Origin of the sequence: Bradyrhizobium brasilense, from assembly GCF_029714345.1 — a bacterium.
GTDB lineage: Bacteria > Pseudomonadota > Alphaproteobacteria > Rhizobiales > Xanthobacteraceae > Bradyrhizobium > Bradyrhizobium australafricanum.
In genome coordinates, this window is record NZ_CP121669.1 from 7,453,737 (window position 1) to 7,471,149 (window position 17,413).

Annotated in this window: 10 protein-coding genes, 2 pseudogenes and 1 riboswitch; of the genes and pseudogenes, 7 read left to right on the forward strand and 5 right to left on the reverse strand. The window is 59.1% G+C overall.

The window, feature by feature from the left end; translation table 11 throughout:
- Nucleotides 1-654 precede the first annotated feature (654 nt).
- A pseudogene (locus QA635_RS41910) lies at nucleotides 655-1,241 on the reverse strand (nodulation protein NolW); the annotation flags it as partial.
- A gap of 643 nt (nucleotides 1,242-1,884) precedes the next feature.
- Here QA635_RS41910 and QA635_RS34425 point away from each other — a divergent pair.
- Entirely contained in the window at nucleotides 1,885-4,521 is a 2,637-nt protein-coding gene (locus QA635_RS34425) for a hypothetical protein (RefSeq protein WP_283064146.1), read from the forward strand.
- Nucleotides 4,522-6,285: 1,764 nt separating this feature from the next.
- Here QA635_RS34425 and QA635_RS34430 read toward each other — a convergent pair.
- The 3 genes from QA635_RS34430 to QA635_RS34440 form a co-directional block, all read right to left on the reverse strand.
- The gene (locus QA635_RS34430; protein WP_283064147.1) at nucleotides 6,286-7,359 is read right to left on the reverse strand and encodes a ribonucleotide-diphosphate reductase subunit beta; all 1,074 of its coding nucleotides are present in this window, start codon (nucleotides 7,357-7,359) and stop codon (nucleotides 6,286-6,288) included.
- Nucleotides 7,350-9,185, reverse strand: a complete 1,836-nt coding sequence (locus QA635_RS34435) for a ribonucleoside-diphosphate reductase subunit alpha (RefSeq protein WP_283064148.1) — start codon at nucleotides 9,183-9,185, stop codon at nucleotides 7,350-7,352. Before QA635_RS34435 ends, QA635_RS34430 begins: the two co-directional genes overlap by 10 nt.
- A gap of 207 nt (nucleotides 9,186-9,392) precedes the next feature.
- Nucleotides 9,393-9,608, reverse strand: a riboswitch (cobalamin riboswitch).
- Between the two features lie 413 nt (nucleotides 9,609-10,021).
- Entirely contained in the window at nucleotides 10,022-10,954 is a 933-nt protein-coding gene (locus tag QA635_RS34440) for a class I SAM-dependent methyltransferase (protein ID WP_283064149.1), read from the reverse strand.
- 465 nt (nucleotides 10,955-11,419) lie between these two features.
- On the opposite strand from QA635_RS34440, the pseudogene QA635_RS34445 reads away from it, so the two are divergent.
- Together QA635_RS34445 and QA635_RS34450 are read left to right on the forward strand one after the other, a co-directional pair.
- Nucleotides 11,420-11,778: pseudogene (locus QA635_RS34445) on the forward strand (nodulation protein NolW); the annotation flags it as partial.
- A 358-nt stretch (nucleotides 11,779-12,136) separates the two neighbouring features.
- Nucleotides 12,137-13,924, forward strand: coding sequence for an HrpF/NolX family T3SS translocon protein (locus tag QA635_RS34450; protein ID WP_425249087.1), 1,788 nt, complete (start codon nucleotides 12,137-12,139; stop codon nucleotides 13,922-13,924).
- A 187-nt stretch (nucleotides 13,925-14,111) separates the two neighbouring features.
- On the opposite strand, the gene QA635_RS34455 is transcribed toward QA635_RS34450, so the two are convergent.
- Nucleotides 14,112-14,312, reverse strand: coding sequence for a hypothetical protein (locus QA635_RS34455; RefSeq protein WP_283064152.1), 201 nt, complete (start codon nucleotides 14,310-14,312; stop codon nucleotides 14,112-14,114).
- Nucleotides 14,313-15,168: 856 nt separating this feature from the next.
- Here QA635_RS34455 and QA635_RS34460 point away from each other — a divergent pair.
- The 4 genes from QA635_RS34460 to sctY all read left to right on the forward strand — a co-directional run bounded on the left by QA635_RS34460 (nucleotide 15,169) and on the right by sctY (nucleotide 17,407).
- The gene (locus QA635_RS34460) at nucleotides 15,169-15,402 is read left to right on the forward strand and encodes a nodulation protein NopA (RefSeq protein WP_283064154.1); all 234 of its coding nucleotides are present in this window, start codon (nucleotides 15,169-15,171) and stop codon (nucleotides 15,400-15,402) included.
- A gap of 116 nt (nucleotides 15,403-15,518) precedes the next feature.
- Nucleotides 15,519-16,409 carry a SctD/MshK family protein gene (locus QA635_RS34465; RefSeq protein ID WP_283064155.1) on the forward strand — a complete coding sequence of 297 codons (891 nt, stop codon included), beginning with the start codon at nucleotides 15,519-15,521 and terminating at the stop codon, nucleotides 16,407-16,409.
- A 33-nt stretch (nucleotides 16,410-16,442) separates the two neighbouring features.
- Entirely contained in the window at nucleotides 16,443-16,979 is a 537-nt protein-coding gene (locus QA635_RS34470; protein ID WP_283064157.1) for a hypothetical protein, read from the forward strand.
- 2 nt (nucleotides 16,980-16,981) lie between these two features.
- Nucleotides 16,982-17,407, forward strand: a complete 426-nt coding sequence (gene sctY, locus QA635_RS34475; protein ID WP_283064159.1) for a type III secretion apparatus assembly chaperone SctY — start codon at nucleotides 16,982-16,984, stop codon at nucleotides 17,405-17,407.
- Nucleotides 17,408-17,413: the final 6 nt, after the last annotated feature.

Consider the following 17,413-nt stretch of genomic DNA (forward strand, 5'->3'; position numbering starts at 1 on the left):
TGGCTTGAGCAATCGGCTGCTGCGAGCCGGGCTGCGGAGAGCTTTCTCTGGCGGCCACCAATGGCCCGGGGGAGCGCGCAGCCGGCGCATATAGATCATCGTCCCGATCCAACGGTGATGAATAGGGATGCCCCGACTCCAAATATTGCGAATAGGGATGCCGGGCGTCCAGATATGGCGAGTAGGCTTTGCCCTGCTGCACGGGAGATCCCGCAGCAGGTGGCAGAGCACTATCTTCGACTTCGCGCAGCTGGTGCTCAAAGCCCGCTGGACCCGCAGGCGCTGATGGTGAATCGGGCTGCGGGCTTGTGTTCGTTGGACTGATTGAGTTGAAATCCATCCTGTTCCTCCTTTGAAAGTTTGGCTCGAGCCATAAGTTCGACGAAGGCCATTTGCATTGCGACCTCCAGAGAACCGTTTCGAAGGCTCGTGTGGAGTGCAGCCTCCGAGCTACCGGCAGAGCATCGGGTGCTCGACGTGCATCTCCATTAAGATGGATAGGCGGTATCGCCCTCTAGACATCCCGCTCTCTCATGCTAAGAGAGTTAGCTTTCGAGAAGCTGACGAGCATCAAAAGAATTCGCAATGAGCCAATGGAGAAGGCATTGACCTGCGCCGAAAGCTGCTGCGCATTTTCAATTCATCTCTGCTTGGCGCAGGCTCGCGCACGATGCTGTCCTGACGCGGCTCGTCGGAAGAATAGGGAGCTTCCGGCCGTCCGTCGCGAACGACCTTGGTTGAGGAGCCACGAAAAAACTTCAGGACCGACTCCCGCGAACTGCTTTCAGACGGCCGCGTGCGGCCGCGTCTGCGCCTCCGCTACAAGGCCGTCTAGCTCTGGTCCAAGAGCGCGATGAACATGGTGGACCAGAAACCAGGACGAGGCCATCTCCTGGTGACGTTCTCACAAGATAGCGCTCGTCGGAGATGTTGAGTGCATCGAGGGCCGCTTTGAATGCATCGAAGCTGATCGGTTTCAACACAAGCAGACGACTTTGCGCCTCATTTGCAGCAGATACATGCAGCACGAGCCCATCGTAGTACCATTGAAGATTGTAGAGGTTGGTCAAAGGCTCGAGGAACTTGCGCGGTGGCAGATCTGGATGCGCCCACTAATCTGCCCGTTCACCTCGGCGCTGACGTTTACTCTGATATTGAGGTTGTTGCCGAATTCCAGCAGTGCGGCAGACAGGTCCTGATCAAATCGTGTAGCTATAAGGTGCCGAAGGCAGCGAGAGCAGCGTCCCAAACGCCGTGAGTGCCCCGGTGCAAAGGAAAACTCCTGCGCCCGCAACTTGGTTTGGATGGTTCGGACCGAGTGATACCAGCCAGTTTTGCCCAAAGCCACCATCAGCATCGGCGCGCTAAAGATCGCCTTTGGTGCGTCCAAGGACGCGACACTTACTTGGTGCGCCCATTGGTGATGGAGCTTGATCGATAAAGCGAGCTCCCGTCATAGATATGTCGCCAGGCGAGATAATCGCGCATTGGCCCATCGTCGAGTAGCATTGGCTCGTCGCGGGTAAACCGTTATGCCTTTCGGTGTCACTGCTCTTCAGTACAGACGAAGCAGAACCGCACAATTGAATTATCCTGATAACTCCTCAGCTTCTAGAAAGCTAACCATCCTAAAATGAGAACCGGATCCTCGAGGGCGAGGCCGCCTAGCGAGCGCAAATGGAATGGACGTGGCAGCGCGCGGTTCGTGTGGTCGGGCGGGCTCGATTAACCGGAGGATCGCGGCTTGCAGCTGCGCCAACTTCTTGTTTGTTGCTGTTTCGAGTGGACAAACGAGCTTTGCTGCTGAAACCTCCCTCGCCTTGAGCCGTGCACACGTCCGAGTGGCGGATTTGCGCACAATCGACATTCTCAAGGACGATTAGAGTGGACCGAAACAACATCAACCCATTCAGCCCTGGTGAGTTTCAGGCGTACAACGCCCCGCTGGAGCAGCAGGAGCAAGAACCGGGCAATACGAGCCAGCAAGCGAGGTTTGAGCAGCAGCTGAGCGAGCTGCAACACAGTGCGTTTTATGAGCGCTCCGCAGAAGCGGGTTCGCCTGATAGGCAAACCGCAGACGGCGGTGAAGCGATTCGGCGCACTGATGTCGGCGGTTCGATGCAGGTGCCGTCCATTCAGGGCCACTCATTCAGCAGCACGCGCCAAAGCTTGGACATACCCCATACTCCCTTCGGCCGTTCGACTGAAGGGCCGTCCAAGCGAAGCCGCGAGAACGAAGGCCCGGACGAGGAGCTTTTTTCTAGATTCCGCGAGGCATCAAAGAAACGCCGAGCCAGCGATGGCACTATCCGCGAGGAAGCCAAGAAAAGCGGGCCAAGCGATCGCACGATCCGGAGGGATCTAGAGGTACTGCGCAACTTCAGCGCCTGGCTTCAGGCGAAGCAGAAGCCACCAATCAGCAGCCAACTACAGAATCTTCAAGCATTGCGTGCCGAGGGGAACGAGTTTGCGGCCAATGTTGTTCACTTGGGCGCTCGTATCGAGGCAGCGTTGACAAGGCTCGAGCAATTCGTAGTCGGAGCGCCGGTGACAACGTTGACGCGAGGCGGCCGGCCAGTCGAGGCTCCGGTCACCGCAGTCGGAGCGTCGGTGATGACATTGCCGCCGGGCGGTCGGCGGGTCGAGGCTCTCTTCCCCGAAGACGAGGCGCTCATCAACGCTGCGTGTGACGAAGGCGTTAAGCGCGGCTTTGCGCCGGTAACCATGCAGGAGTACCGTAGGGCTCTTAACAGCTTCGGTAGGTGGCTCAACAAGCGCGGGGTAAGTATTACTCAGGCTGATCCCGAGAAGCGAGACCGCTATATTAACTCTGGGAAGGGCTCCTATCTTAGAGAGTTTCCACGCGCGTGGAATCTTCTTCAGAACTACCGACAACGCGCCAACGTGCCCCAGCCGTTCCCGCCTCAGGAAGTTTCCGCCAGCGCGGATGACGAGGCGCTTTTTCTCGGCTTCAACGAAGTGGCCCCGAAAATCGGGGTGAACCTGTGGGCACTTCGCCAGTTCAGCGCCTGGCTTCAGGCGACACAGAAGCCCCCAATCACCGGTCGGATTGAGAATCTAGAGGCTTTACGTGCCGAGGCCGACGAGTTTGCGGGCGATGACGTTCGCTTGCGGAATCTTCTCAGGACGGCGTTGCCAAGGCTCTGGCAATATCAACAAGCTGTCGAGGCGAACCGAGCGCTGGGGTTGGGTCCACCGGGACAAGCCGGCTCGCTCGCCGGGCAAGCCGCTCCGCAGCCGAGTTCGCTTCATGAGCTTCCGGCAACGCCCGCTACCCCGAGCGAGGGAGCGTGGGATTGGTTTAGGGAAGTGATGCAACAACCAGCTCCGTCATTGTCCGCACCACACCGTGGCCTGCAGCCCAGCTCGTATCAGGAGCTTCCGGCAACGCCAGCCACCCCGAGCGCGGGGGCCTGGGATTGGTTTAGGGAAGCGATGCAAGAACCCACTCCGTCGTCCACACCACATCGTGGCCCGCAACCCAGCTCGTATCGGGAGCTTCCGGCAACGCCGGCTACCCCGAGCACGGGAGCTTGGGATTGCTTCAGAGAGCAGATGCAAGAACCCACTCCGACGTCGCCTACGCCGCATCCTGGCTCGCGGCCCAGCTATTCGAACTGGCTTAGCGAACAGGTGCAACAACCCGAGCCACGGTCGTCTACCAGGGCTGCGGCGTCAAATATCTACGGTGGCGTTGAGCCAGTGCCTCATCCGAATGCATCCACAGTGTCTGAGTTGCGTGACTATGCGCGCTCTGCGCCGGCGCGTGGTATCGCAAGACCCCCGTCGTTCATCGGACCATCACTGCCCCCTCAAGAGCTACCGGAAATCGGACATATGGTCGACAACTGGCGCCACCGTTCCCAACCTGCCTCGGACGCCCTGATCGACATACTCGGTAACGTCGGTCTCTTGCCGAATCAGTTCGGCCCAGCACAGTTCACCATCGAGAGTCAGCTTTACTCGGCCACATTGGGACCGGGTGGACGCAGGGACGTTCAACTCGTCCATCATCCGCGCGCTAGCCAGATGAGTGAATTCCGGAGATCCCGTCAGCCGCTCCACGAGCCCGCGTCATCGTCGTCAGCCAGCGCTCCCTCAGATATTTATAACAGTGTTGAATCACTGGTTGATATCAATCCAATCACACGGTTCGAGTTGCGTGACCATGCTCAGCCGGTGCGGGGCGCCGGCTCGTCGTCTCCCGGATCATCAGAGGCCTATCGCCGCGGAGCGGAGTTACCGGATATCGGACCTTTTCTCGGCGACGATTGGAACCACAGCCGCTGGGACAATCAAGGCCAGGGCCGAGAGGTCTCGCACAGCGGCATGATGTACATACTGAACACGTGGAATCTACTTCCGACCCCGCAGAACCGGCGCATACAGTTCACCATAAACGGTGAGCTCTACACGGCCGAGTTGAGGAGCAGGCAAAGTAACGCGATCTTGGGGTCCGGCCACGTCGTTTATCTCATCTATCACCCTCAAAGTGACTGAAGAACGCGCTTGGGCTGGGAGTCCCCGAGTTCTTCGTTTCGATGCGCCCAACATCCCATGGCAGCGAAACTGCGAATTCGAACGATCTCGCGCGCGTGTACCGACGCGCTGCGGCCTGCGCATTCCGAGATGATTTCGCCACCATTCCGGGATGATCTCGCCGGGCGTGGAGGCGTCTTCTGCGGACGCTTCTGGCTCCGAGTAAGTCGCACTGGATTGGGGTCTGACGTGCCAGCGAATAGGGAACGCCCGGACGGTCCTAGACATGAACTCCGCCAGCGCCCTAGTGCTCCGCAACAACATGCCGCCCCGCCGGTCCGCAGGGTGATGCCTATTCGCCATATTTGGACGCAGGCCATCCCTATTCGCCGTACCTGGATTTAGCGCATCCATCGCCCGACTTGGGTTGGGAAGATGATGCGCATACGCCGGCTGCACGCCGCGCCAGAACCGGAAAGCCCCCGCAGTATCCCTCCCACCAGACGATCGCTCAGGCGATCGAGGCTCATCCTGGTGTCGATCAGAATCTGATATGGCAGGATGTGGATGCAGGCCCTTCGCACGTCGGGCCGTGGCATGCCGAGCCTTCGCATGCCGGGCTATCGCTTGCAGGGCCATCGTACGCCGGACCATTGCAGGCCGGGCCGTCCGAGCCAGGTCCTTCCGAAGCCGCACCACCAGAACGTTTCGAGTTGCGTATGCTGGACGGACGTCTCGCCAAGGATTACTGGGTTTTCATTGGCTAAACAGCCACAGGCTCAGATCGATATGCTGACGCGCAGCGGAGTGAGGCCCAGCAAGGACCACCTCACAAAGGTTTTCAATCTTTCTTGGAGTGCCTCACACAGCCGAACGCAGAGAAGAGGGCTTCATTCGTCTCGCACCGTCGCTGGACCCGACCCTTTGGCCCGAAGACCCGGCTGAAGATCGACGTGCGGACCGTGGGGAAGATCCGCCTCCCCGCTAGCGACCATGGCCCGTGCCTCGGCAGGGCCATGTCACTGGCGCCGATAGATTGAAATTGCGGACGGCAACAGCAGTTGGTGACGGCCCCCGGCCGGCGGAAAAATTGCCAAGCTCCCTCTTTAAGGCCCAATCGATCAGTGCAGAGAGCTGGTCGCGTCGTCAAGATCGCTGCACGGCGCGGGACAAACGATCACCAATGCGCCCTCTTCTCACTTTTGCGTTCTCCGCCTTGCGCTTTACATGGACCGACGCCACGAAGTCGCCGCCTTGACCATCACGCGCGATTGTCACGTACACAGCCGCCCCGATGAGAGCTCGCATCATTCAAGTCAGGTTTTACCCCGTCCCTTTGGCTAAGGTGCGTAAAACAGTTTCCGTCCGCCCTCCCCAACAGGACGGCGAGCGTGTGCAACCAATCTTCTCAAGCCGCATTGCAGGCGGCCTTAACGCAAAACCGCGTGGACATCGATTGCCTCACGGGCCTCGTGAAACCGGGATTGAGTTCATTTGCGCATCGGCACATCAACGGGCGCAGTTTTCTTCGATCGGTTGCCCGATACCGCGCTGCCTCTGCTCATTCCAGCCGGAGCGTTTTTGATAAACTCCGATACTGGCGGACACCCTAGGTGTGCTCAACACCTCCACTTTGGCACGTCCATCCCAAAGGCCCGCGACCATGATTTCGAGCGGCATAGATCATGCCACTTGAGGTCCGCTGCGGCCCCGCAAGCAGCGGCAGAGCCGACTTTCGCAAACGTCCGAAAATGCGGGGGCGCTCCAAAGCGCTGTTCCGTCTGGCTACGTCCGGCCGAAAGCTGCCCACACCCCGTCTTCGCCGTCCCAGCTGCCGCGGCTCGCCGCCTTGGAGTACTCGGTGGCGCGCTGCTCGAAGAAATTGGCGTGCTCGACGCCATTGAGAATCTCGACGAGCCAAGGCAGCGGATGCGCCTTGAGCTGGGTGAACCCGCCCTCCTTGGCTTCGAAGAAGCCGAAGACCGGGGCAATCCGCAACTGGGTCAGTCGCCAATCGGCGACATAGCGGACGTAAGTGTGGATCTGCTCGGGCCTCATGCCCTCGATCTTGCCTAGGCCGAACGCGAGGTCGACGAAATTCTCCTCCAGCTTCACCATGGTTTTGGCGACCTCGACGATATCGTCACGGACGGAGCGCGTCACCGCGGCGGTTTCGCGGTTCCATTCGTGAAACAGCTTGATAATGCCCTCACAATGCAAACTCTCGTCGCGAACCGACCAGCTTACGATCTGTCCCATGCCGTTCATCTTGTTGTGGCGGGGGAAATTGAGCAGCATCGCGAAGCTCGCGAACAACGCCATGCCTTCGGTGAAGGCGCCGAACATCGCCAAGGTCCTGGCGACATCGGCTACTGTGTCGACGCCAAACTCGTGCATGTAGTCCGCCTTGGCACGCATCTCGGAATAGCCGCGAAATGCCTCGAACTCGGTCTTGGGCATGCCGAGCGTTTTGAGCAGCAGCGCATAGGCGTCGATGTGGACCGTTTCCATATTGGTGAAGGCCGCCATCATCATCTGGACGGTGAGCGGCTGGAAGATCGGGATGTAGCGCTTAAGATAGTTATCGCCGACTTCGATGTCCGATTGGGTGAAGAAACGGAAGATCTGAGTGAGCAGCGCGCGCTCACTGTCGGTAACGCGGTCCGACGCCCAATCCTTGAGGTCAGCACCAAGCGGCACCTCCTCGCCCATCCAATGGGTCTGCTGCTGGCGCTTCCAGAACTCGTAAGCCCAGGCGTAGCGATCGACGTCATAGCTGCCGGTCGAGTCGAGGAGGCCGACGCACCGTTTGCCGATCAGTGTGCGCGGATCGACGGATGAGAGATCGATCACTGACATGCGAGGCACTCCTCATAGTCAGTGTGCCGCTGCGGCGGCTGCGGCGGCGCCGCCTTGTCGCCGTCAGCGATGTTGCCGGCGAACGCCGCGCGCGAGATCGATTTTGAACGGCAGTAGTAGAGGCTCTTCACCCCGCGCTTCCATGCCGTCCAATGCAGCATGTGAAGGTCCCACTTATCGACGTCAGCCGGCAGATAGAGGTTAATCGACTGGCTCTGGCAAATGAACGCGGCGCGGTCTGCGGCAAGCTCGACGATCCAGCGTTGGTCGATTTCGAAGGCGGTGCGAAAGACCGCTTTCTCGTGCTCCGACAGGATGTCGAGATGGGCGACCGAACCCTCGTGCGCGATGATCGACTGCCAGGTCTCCGAAGTATCGGCGCCCTTGGCGGCCAGCAGCTTGGCGAGATGCGGATTACGCACCGAGATGGCACCGGACAAGGTCTTATGGGTGTAGGTGTTGGCCGGGATCGGCTCGACGCAAGCGCTAGTCCCGCCGCAGATGATGCTGATCGAGGCGGTTGGCGCGATCGCGATCTTATGGCTGAAGCGCGCCATCACACCGCGTTCCAGTGCATCCGGGCACGGCCCACGTTCGCGCGCGAGCGTCACGGATGCCGCGTCGGCATCGCGACGGATTTTCCGGAACATGTTCAGATTGAACGACTTGGCCACGACACTTTCCATCGGAATGCCCTTGGCCTGCAGGAACGAATGGAAGCCCATGACGCCGAGGCCGACGGAGCGCTCGCGCAAGGCGGCGTAGCGGGCACGCTTCATGCCGTCCGGCGCCACCGTGATGAAGTGGGTCAGCACGTTGTCGAGGAAGCGCATGACGTCTTCGATGAAGCCTGGCTTCTCATTCCACTGGTCCCAGGTCTCGAGGTTGAGCGACGATAGGCAGCACACCGCGGTGCGCTCCTCGCCGCGATGATCGATGCCGGTCGGCAGGGTAATTTCGCTGCACAGGTTGGAGGTAGAGACCTTGAGGCCGAGCTCGCGCTGGTGCTTGGGGAGCGACCGGTTCACGGTGTCAATAAACAACAGATAAGGCTCGCCGGTCTGCAGCCGGTTCTCCAGGATGCGTTGCCACAGCTGCCGGGCGTCGATCTCGCGGATGACATCGTTGGTCTTCGGGCTGCGCAGGGCGAACGCGGTGCCGGCGCCCACGGCACGCATGAACGCGTCGGTAACGTTGATCCCGTGGTGCAGGTTGAAACTCTTGCGGTTAAAGTCGCCGGACGCCTTGCGGATCTCGAGGAACTCCTCGATCTCGGGATGGTGGATATCGAGATAGACCGCCGCAGAGCCGCGCCGCAACGAGCCCTGGCTGATCGCCAATGTCAGGCCGTCCATAACGTGGATGAACGGGATGATACCCGAGGTAACGCCGCCCTTCACCTTCTCGCCGATCGAGCGAACGTTGCCCCAGTAGGTGCCGATGCCGCCACCGTTAGAGGCAAGCCAGACATTCTCGTTCCAGGTGCCGACGATGCCTTCGAGCGAGTCCGACACCGAGTTAAGGAAGCACGAGATCGGCAGACCGCGCGTGGTGCCGCCGTTGGACAGTACCGGTGTGGCCGGCATGAACCACAGCCGAGACATCGCATCATAGAGACGTTGGGCATGCGCAACATCATCCGCGAAGGCGCAAGACACCCGCGCGAACATGTCCTGGAGCAATTCGCCGGCGAGCAGGTAACGGTCGGTCACCGTCAGCTTGCCGAACGGCGTCACCAGGTCGTCGCGCGTCCGATCGAGCTTGAGATCGGCCGGCCTTGGCGATGGCGCAAGGGGGCGCGGCAGCGGAGCTGGCGATGGCAACACAAGACCAAACTTAGGCGGGGTAGGCCTTGCCTGCGCTGGGCGCCGCTGCCCGTGCGGCGGCTCAATGAGATGACCATGCTGATCGAAATTGTAAGACGGCGACATCGGCAACCCCGCGATGTTAGGCGCGGGCCGGGCGGACGACTTGCGAGGAATCCGGGCAAATGTCCCCGGCTGCAAGCGACCCACCGGAGCACCCCGCCCGAGGACTTTCATTCGGTCGCGGCAGGTCTCCTGGCTCGCGGGTCACTGCGGCTGTCGGCCTTCCCGGCGCTGTGTCGCGCCAGTGACCATGATGACAACCGCTCGCCGCTTACAGTTGCGGGGGCAGCCCCGGAGTTGCCGTTTTGGCGCACCGGGTTCCCTCTTAGCTTCCGCCCTACAAGGTGTGGGGAACGGAAGACCGTGACTGACTATAGATAGGCACTACGCGCCGGGATTCGTCAATTGGAGAGATCAAGATTTAGAAGGCAAAAACATACCGACCTGCCCGGACCACTCTATCGCCGCTGTCACTTCCGCTGCAGATGATTGGAGATGCCGTTGGGCTGCCTTTCCGGTTTCCGTTGAGCTTGCGCACAGTCGAGGAAATTCTGACCCACGTGTCGCATTGATGCGATCTATGAAACCGCGCGTCAGTAGAGAGGGAATTCGGCAAGGCGCTCTCCGATCTGAATAGCAGCGCTCGCCGCGACAAACGGCATCTGGACGAGTCGTTATCCATCGTCGGCGAACAACATTGGCTCTGGCGCGCCTTCGACACAGAATGACCTTGTTTTTCGACGTCTTGATCCAGCGCCGAAGAGATTCGCGCGCTGCACAGTGGTCCTTAACTGTCAGGGCTCCAGCGCAACCTGAAAGCCCTCGTTGCTTTCAACATGAACGTAACGGGGTCCAATCGGCCGTCCCCTGCCGCTGGCGACGGTGACAACGTCTTCCAGAGGCGTGGCCCGCGCATCCGCCTCTGGGCGAGACAAGATCAGATCCGCATGCAACAGCCCTTCTGATTCGAGGCCGGTCGCATCCACGCCAAGGGCCGCCAAGCTGGCCAAACAACTTTCAAACTCTTCAGCATCGCGAAAGCGACGCTGGATAAACGTCGCGCCGGTAAGACGTTCTGTCACAAGACCACGCTTTGCAAACGCTTCGGCCAACGATTCAAATGGGAACATTCGTAGCACGAAGGAGATGATCCATGGTTGCTTCTCTGTCGCATCGAGAATCTCGCTGAACGTCTTCTCGGTAACGTAGCCGATGCATCCGGTTGACATGATAACATCCACGGAGCGGAGAATGCGCGCGCTATCCGTCGATAGCGCCTCCTTTTCAAGGTCAGCGACGATGCCCTGCTCCAAGAGGCCAACAGTCTTTGCATAGCTGATCGCCCGTGCCGACACATCGAGGCCGATAAAGCGCGCCACCCCGACATCAGGCCAGGCTGCATAAAAATTGCGATCGAGACTCACCAGTGTTTCAGAACTGATCGCCCTCATCTCACGCCGGGCGTAGCGGTGACGCAAGCCCCCGAAGGTCAGCGGAAAGCGATGCACCGCTGCGTTGATGCCGTATGAACATCCAACATCGAGCACGATGGGCTTAAGGCCAGTTGCCGAAGCTTTCGCTGCCAGGATTTGGCGCACAACCGGCTCAGCCACGTCCGGGATCATATAATCCAAGTCTCCGAGGATCGAGAAATATGCCCTCGGATCATCAGAAGCATAAATATCATAGAATATAGCTTTAGACCGATTAATACGCGAAAAATCCATCCGCAACGCAATTCCTCCCATCTCATTTGCAAGCGAGTCGACGACAGGTGCCTTCGTACTCGCCCGCACTTTGGTATACAGGTCGGTCTTACACCCGCCGATGCGACAGCAGAAGCGGCAAGCGGACAAGAGCATCCGCCTGCGTAAGACTATCATGAAACTGGTCCCGCACCGATGAACAGCCGCTGGAGATACATTCGGCCGAGTTGAGAGCAGTCGAGGCAACGGCAGGCAGCATGAGAAGAACCGTTTCTGTCGCGTGATAAGATTGGCAGCATTCGTGAGCGCGAATGGGCCAGCACTTAGAGAAGCGAGCTGACCGAAAGCTGACGAACGTTCGTTACCTGATGACCGCGGCTGCTTTCGATTTAGAAAGAAAGTATCGGCCTCCAAATTTGGGACGAATTTTGGTGTCGATCCTGTCGTGAAAATAGCAGGTATACTCATCCGATCTCGGAGGCTGTCATCTTGAAGAAAGTACTATGTGTTCCTGTTTTCACCTGCCTGACGTCGCCAAGGACGCTCGGCGCGCCGCTGACGCTGCCATCGACGCCTTACAGTTACACGTTCTGGATCAGGACCTCGCGACCGCACTGCAGGAATTCGGTCACAATCGGAATATCCGGGTCAATGCAAGTACTGGGGTGAAGGGGCGGATTCGCGGGCGGCTACCGGAACTCCCACCGCGAGAATTTCTCGACCGCTTGATCAAGCTCTATAATTTTCAATGGTACTACGATGGGCGGGTGCTTTACATATCCGACGCGCACGAGGCGCAAAATCGACTACTGATCTTGAATCCGATCAGCTTTGATGCATTCAAGCGGCACTCGATGCACTCAGCCATGGCACCAGGCCAGGCGAACGCAACTAAGCGAAGCTGGCACCGGCATTGAAATACGTCCAGGTCCCTTGCGGGCAAGGCTGTTTCATCAATCACCTTGAAATCGTCTGAGTGCCGTCAGCTTCTCGAAAGGTTGTCCGTTTTACCATACGGCGTGAATATTTAGACGGCGGCGTTCCCATGGATAGTCGCGAAACTGAGCGCTGAAGGCGCACTGAGCAACAGGATGCAAGTGGTAGAACCTGTTGAACTCTGCCGATCAACACTCCCTGTTCGTCGCGATCTAGGGCCGCGCCGGTGACCGTCTTGTGGTGCACACTTACATCGGAGGACGTGTAATGTCAGTCGACCTATCGCCAACCGCCAATTCAACTGTGGCTTTCTCCGGAATGCCCGCCCCGCCCTCCTCGGTGCAGGACTTTTCCAGCTTTCAGGCGATGCTGGCCAGCCTCTCGTCGAAAGACACGACCAGCGATCATGCAGCACCGCAGGAGCGGGCCCCCACAGAATCGACCAAGCAACTGACTGAGGAACTCACGCAAGAGGCGCGGAATATCCTGCCACCAGAGATAAGGGCAGCATTGGATGCATATCAGGATGACCCACAGCCGTCCTGTGCTGCCGGCAGCCCAATCATTGCGGAAGCGCCCGTACAAAGCTCAAGGATCACCTGGAACGGTGGCACGCTGACTAGTGCGGAACTGCAGATTGTCTCTGTGCTGAACCGCCACAAGGACAAATGCCCGCTTGATTGGAAGTCTCTGGGAGATTTGGCCAACGATCCCTCGACACCGCCGGATCTAAAGGCGGCGATCGAGGCACTGCAACAGGACCCGGAGCTCTTCTATGCGATCGGTTCGCAAGGCGACGGCCGCTGTGGCGGCAGGATCAAAGCGGGCGATCTCAGCGGCTTTTCCGACCATCACCCTCAAGTTGCCGCGTTCCAGGAGCAGCGGGCGCGGACCTACGAGCAGAACTACATGCCATCCGACGGTACGGGGAACGGTGAGCCATCGGTCATGACACTGACCGATGCCTTGCGCGAACTCTACCGCTATTCCGATAACCTGCCCAAGAACTTGAGCCTTGCGGATTTCAGGCGCATCGTGGACGGCAACGCCGACATTGGCAAATGCCCCCCACAGGTCCTCGCGGCGGCTCAATATTTTCTCGACCACCCGGATCAATGGAAGCAGTTGTACGGCGGCTCGATAGATAAGGTCCACAAAGAGGACTTCCTGCAGGTCGCTTCGTCATCGATGAGTCTCACTCGACCCGAGCTGAGCACACTAAACACGATCAACAAGAACCAGGACGCTTTCTTTGGAAATGGCGATCTGACCCGGGAAAAGCTCGTGAGTATGGTGGACGACAAGAGCCTTTCCCCTGAGGTGCGAAGCGCGGCTTCCCAGCTGCTCTCGGATCCTGTGCTGTTCGGGTTGATGAACAACGCGATTACTGGTTACAAAACCCACCACAAGTTTTTCGACTTCGGCGGCGGCCATACGGTCGATTCCGGAAACATCAGCAGAAACGATTTCAACCAGTTCTTCAACAACATGTCTGGTGCGAACCGCGCCGCTCCGCAATTGAAAACGCATGCCGCTCAAACGCTGGCCGAACAGGAGGCCACCGCGGACATGATGATTGGCGTGGCAGATCAGCCCGACATCAAGTCTCCCAAGAAGAACGGTGGCGCCCTCATGCACGCAATTAATGACGTGCTCAAGGTAGGCTCAAAGGTACTCGACTGGACAGCGACGGCCGTTGGTGTACTCGGCTTCATTCCAGGGCTGGGCGAACTGGCCGATCTTGCTTCAATGGTGATCGAGGCCGAAGCGCAAGCTGCAAATCTTCTCCACACCGCGATCAGCGGCGGCAACATGAAGAAGGCGCTGGAGGAAGCCAGGCTCAGTCTTGCGGCGCAGGCCGTGGGCTGCATCGCCGGCCCCGAGGTCAAGATAGCGATTCGAGAAGGCTTGGTGAAGCAGGCAATTCAAGAAGCGGCGACGGCCGGCATCAACCTGCCGGTGTCGATGGCCCAGTCCTACGCGGAGGACTATCTGAATAACCTCAAGGCACGGATAGAATCCGAGCGCACGCAAGCTGCAGGTGCCTACGCCTAGTCGTAGCGGCGCTATCGACGCAGGAGAATGCTGCAACGAAAGGCCAGCTTGCGAGGCCACCACGCGGTAGGGTCGTCCCCGCCGCGCAGGTCGCGCAAGCATGCTCGATGCTTACACTGACGAGCGTATTTGTCGCTAGCTAAACCAGCGCATTTGTCGGCTGCACTCGAGCACCCGACGGGCGTTCTCACATCGCGTGCGCCACCGCGAAGATTTCGACGGGCCGATTGCGCCACCCATCGCGGACGGTAAACTTGTTGATGCCTTCACGCCGCGACGGAACCGGTGGAGTGGCGTGCCTGACCGGTTTACGTCGTCGGATCGAGAGCACATTAGTGGACGTGACGCTCAAGGTCCTTGTCTCCAGCGCCTCCTGATCGCTGTCCACGAAAGTGATCCATTTGTATGGGTCTGCTACGAGCGGGAATGGAAGATCGCTCTTCGTCGTTGGCTCGCATGAGCAACTTTAACCTGCCACCCCGCCCGGGGCAGGATTTAGACAAATCGCTGCATGGTTCGAGGTACCTAAATTGCCGAACGAGCTGCGAGGGGTCCCAGCCAGGCGGGCCCGAGATTGGGCCACGTCAAAGCTTAAGCCCATTTTATCCGTCCGGCGCTTACATTCCGCTCATCAAAGCTGCGCTTTGATGAACAACGGCTTGCCTGATCAAGTGCCACATAGGCGAGATCTTGTACCAACTCTGATCTGCAGCTTTCGCCGGCAAACTGCCGAAATATGAGGCGGCCTGTCCATAGGCAACACCAAAGAGATTGGCTCAGTATTTCTGAGGCTCGTCAGCTTGTCGAAAGCTAATGCTTCCATAGTAGACGTGACGGAGACTGCTTCCTCCGCCCGAACGAAGTTTTGAAGTAGGAGAACCCGATGCGCATTTCCAGCTCCAGCGCCGCTGGGCACCTTGATGCTGACCTCCACGCGACTGGCGGCGGCAAAAAGGGATCTCGGGCGCCTGGCGAGCACGATGATCATGGCCAATCGCATGGTGCAGGAGCTCCCTTAAATGGCGGCGCGTCTGGTCCAAACGCTGACTCGCAAGCCGCTGCTATGCAGCAAGCGTTCAACGTCGCTCTCGGCGCCGTCGCTATCCAGTTTGTAAGTAGTGCAATGGGTCGTTTCGACGATGCCATGGCCGAGACAGAGGAGGATTCCTGACCTCGCATGTTGCGGCGTCAGGAAAATCGGAGCCGCAAGGCGCGGCAATCTTCAAATAAACAGGAGAAACAATATGGCTGATAAGGTTGGTGCTTCTCATACCTCGACGGCGGGTGGCGCAGCTGGTACTGTTACTGCAGCCGCGGGTTCCGCCGCTGCTGAAGCTGCGGGAGAAGCGGCATTCAACAGGCAACTCGCCGCCCTGACTGCCAGCAGCACGAAGGCTGCTGAAAGGGATGTAGAACTTCGCGTCGTCTCGACAGAGCTCTCGACCGTCAAGAAGGTGGCCGACGAGCGGGTGCAGTAACGGATGAAGCGGGACGAAATTATATCCTCCCGCTTTTGCCGGCCGCATGATCTGTGAAGTCGCAACAGACCGTACGGCTTTGCCGTACGGTCTCGTTCTTCATTCAGGAGACGATCGTGAATGAACCAGCTTCCCCGCTATTCGAAGTGTTGTCGGGGTGTTATACCGGGTTGACCGGCAAAGCGGGGAGCGGCTCCTGCTTGATTGGCAGCAGCCTCGATGCTGATTTGGTCTTCATCGAGCAAGGCCTCGAACCGCACCATCTTCGCGTCAGCTGGCATGTCAGTTCGATCGAGATCGAGGCCCTTGCCGCGGACGTCGCGATCGAGGGCCGCGGCCCTGTTTCGCCAAATGAGACCGTTGTTGTCCCTCTTCCTGCCGTCATCCATATGGGCGCGATGTCCATTCGCTGCTCGACCGAAGCCACTCAGCATGCCGGCTCTACCGGGCGCTGGCATGTACCGATTATCCCGCTCGCCCTGGTCCTCATCAGCTCTGCCGCAGTTGGCACCCTTTCAACGAGATTTGTCCAGTTCGACAGCGCCGCAGCGCTGAGCACCTCGTCCTCCGCCACGGACATTGCCCCCAAAATCGCGCTCGCGACCCCTGATGTTCCGGCCACCGACGCAGCGGCTCAACGGCTGCAAGGGGAAGTTAACGCAGCGGGCCTGCTCGGTATCAAAGTCAGTTCTGGGCCGGGCGTTGTGACCGCCGATGGCACTATTACGCCTGCCTCGCTCGCTAAATGGCGGGAAGTCCAGCAGCGGTTCGATGTCCAAAGCAATGGTGCTTATACGCTCGTCAGCGCGGTCGCCATCAAGGAGGAGAAGGCGCCCCCCGCAATTGCCGTCCAGGCAGTTTGGCGCGGAAACGACCCTTATCTGGTCATTGCTGGTCAAAAGTATTTCGCGGGTGCACTCCTGAGCAATGGATGGACCGTAAAGGAGATCGAGGACGGACGTGTGCTGCTGACACGCAATGGCCAGCTTGCTGCTTTGTCTTATTAGAGTTTTAGCCCGCGGCCAACGAAGGAACGTTTCATGACTAGGCTGCCGCAGCGGTCCGTAGAGCCTGGCACCGCCTTTCAGGGAATTAACAACGAGCATCATGCAGCTGTCATCGCCCCGACCACATCTCAGGCCAGCAGCATCGGCATCGACAAGGTCCATGGAAACGGCAAGGGCCACACGTCAGTTGTCCAACAGCGCGAAGCGCAGGAGCGGTTGGCTGCCAGCACGATCGATAACGCGCTCGAACTCAAGTCAATCGATTCAATCTCGCGGATCAATCCCACCGATGCCACCGAGCACGCAGGTAAGATCGAAACAAGTTCGGAACTTGCCTGGCTGACGGGCCCCAATCTCGCGCATAGCCTGCTCTCCTTCGTCACGCCCCGCCTGCGTCATTCGCATGTTGTACGTCCAGAGCAACACGGCCTTCTCCTCGAGCGTCTGGCCGATGCGCTGTCAGCCGCGCCAGAGGGCTCCGTGGCAGGCGAAGGGGCCGCGCTTCTGCGGCTGGAGCTGCGGCGGTTGATCCTGCTCCGGCAGAATCACAACAGCTTGATCCAAGGCTAGCAATGCCAGATCCGCACGACGTGCAGCACTTCACGCCTACCCAGTCGTCGAATGTTTCCAAAACCGATCGGATCGTTCCGTTCTCTGGGCCCGAGCGCGATTTGCTCTGCGCGCTTTCCTATGTCCACCTCGCGTGCGGGCAGAGCGCACACAGTCTGACTCTCTTGCGGCTCGTCGTTCACGAACATTCTCAGGACGTCGAGCTGCTTCGCATTCTCGCCTATGCTCTCATCTCACAGCGCCTCGGCGAGGAAGCGCTATCGGTACTGGACAGGCTGGACATGCTTGATGATCAGCCATCGTCGCGTCTGCCATTGCTGCTGCTGCGCAGCCATGCTCTGCGTCAGGCTGATCGCATGGCCGAGGCGCAGGCCACCTTCAAGCGCTATGTTTTCTTGCGGGGCAGTCCGGCTCCGGTCAAACAATAAGGCTTT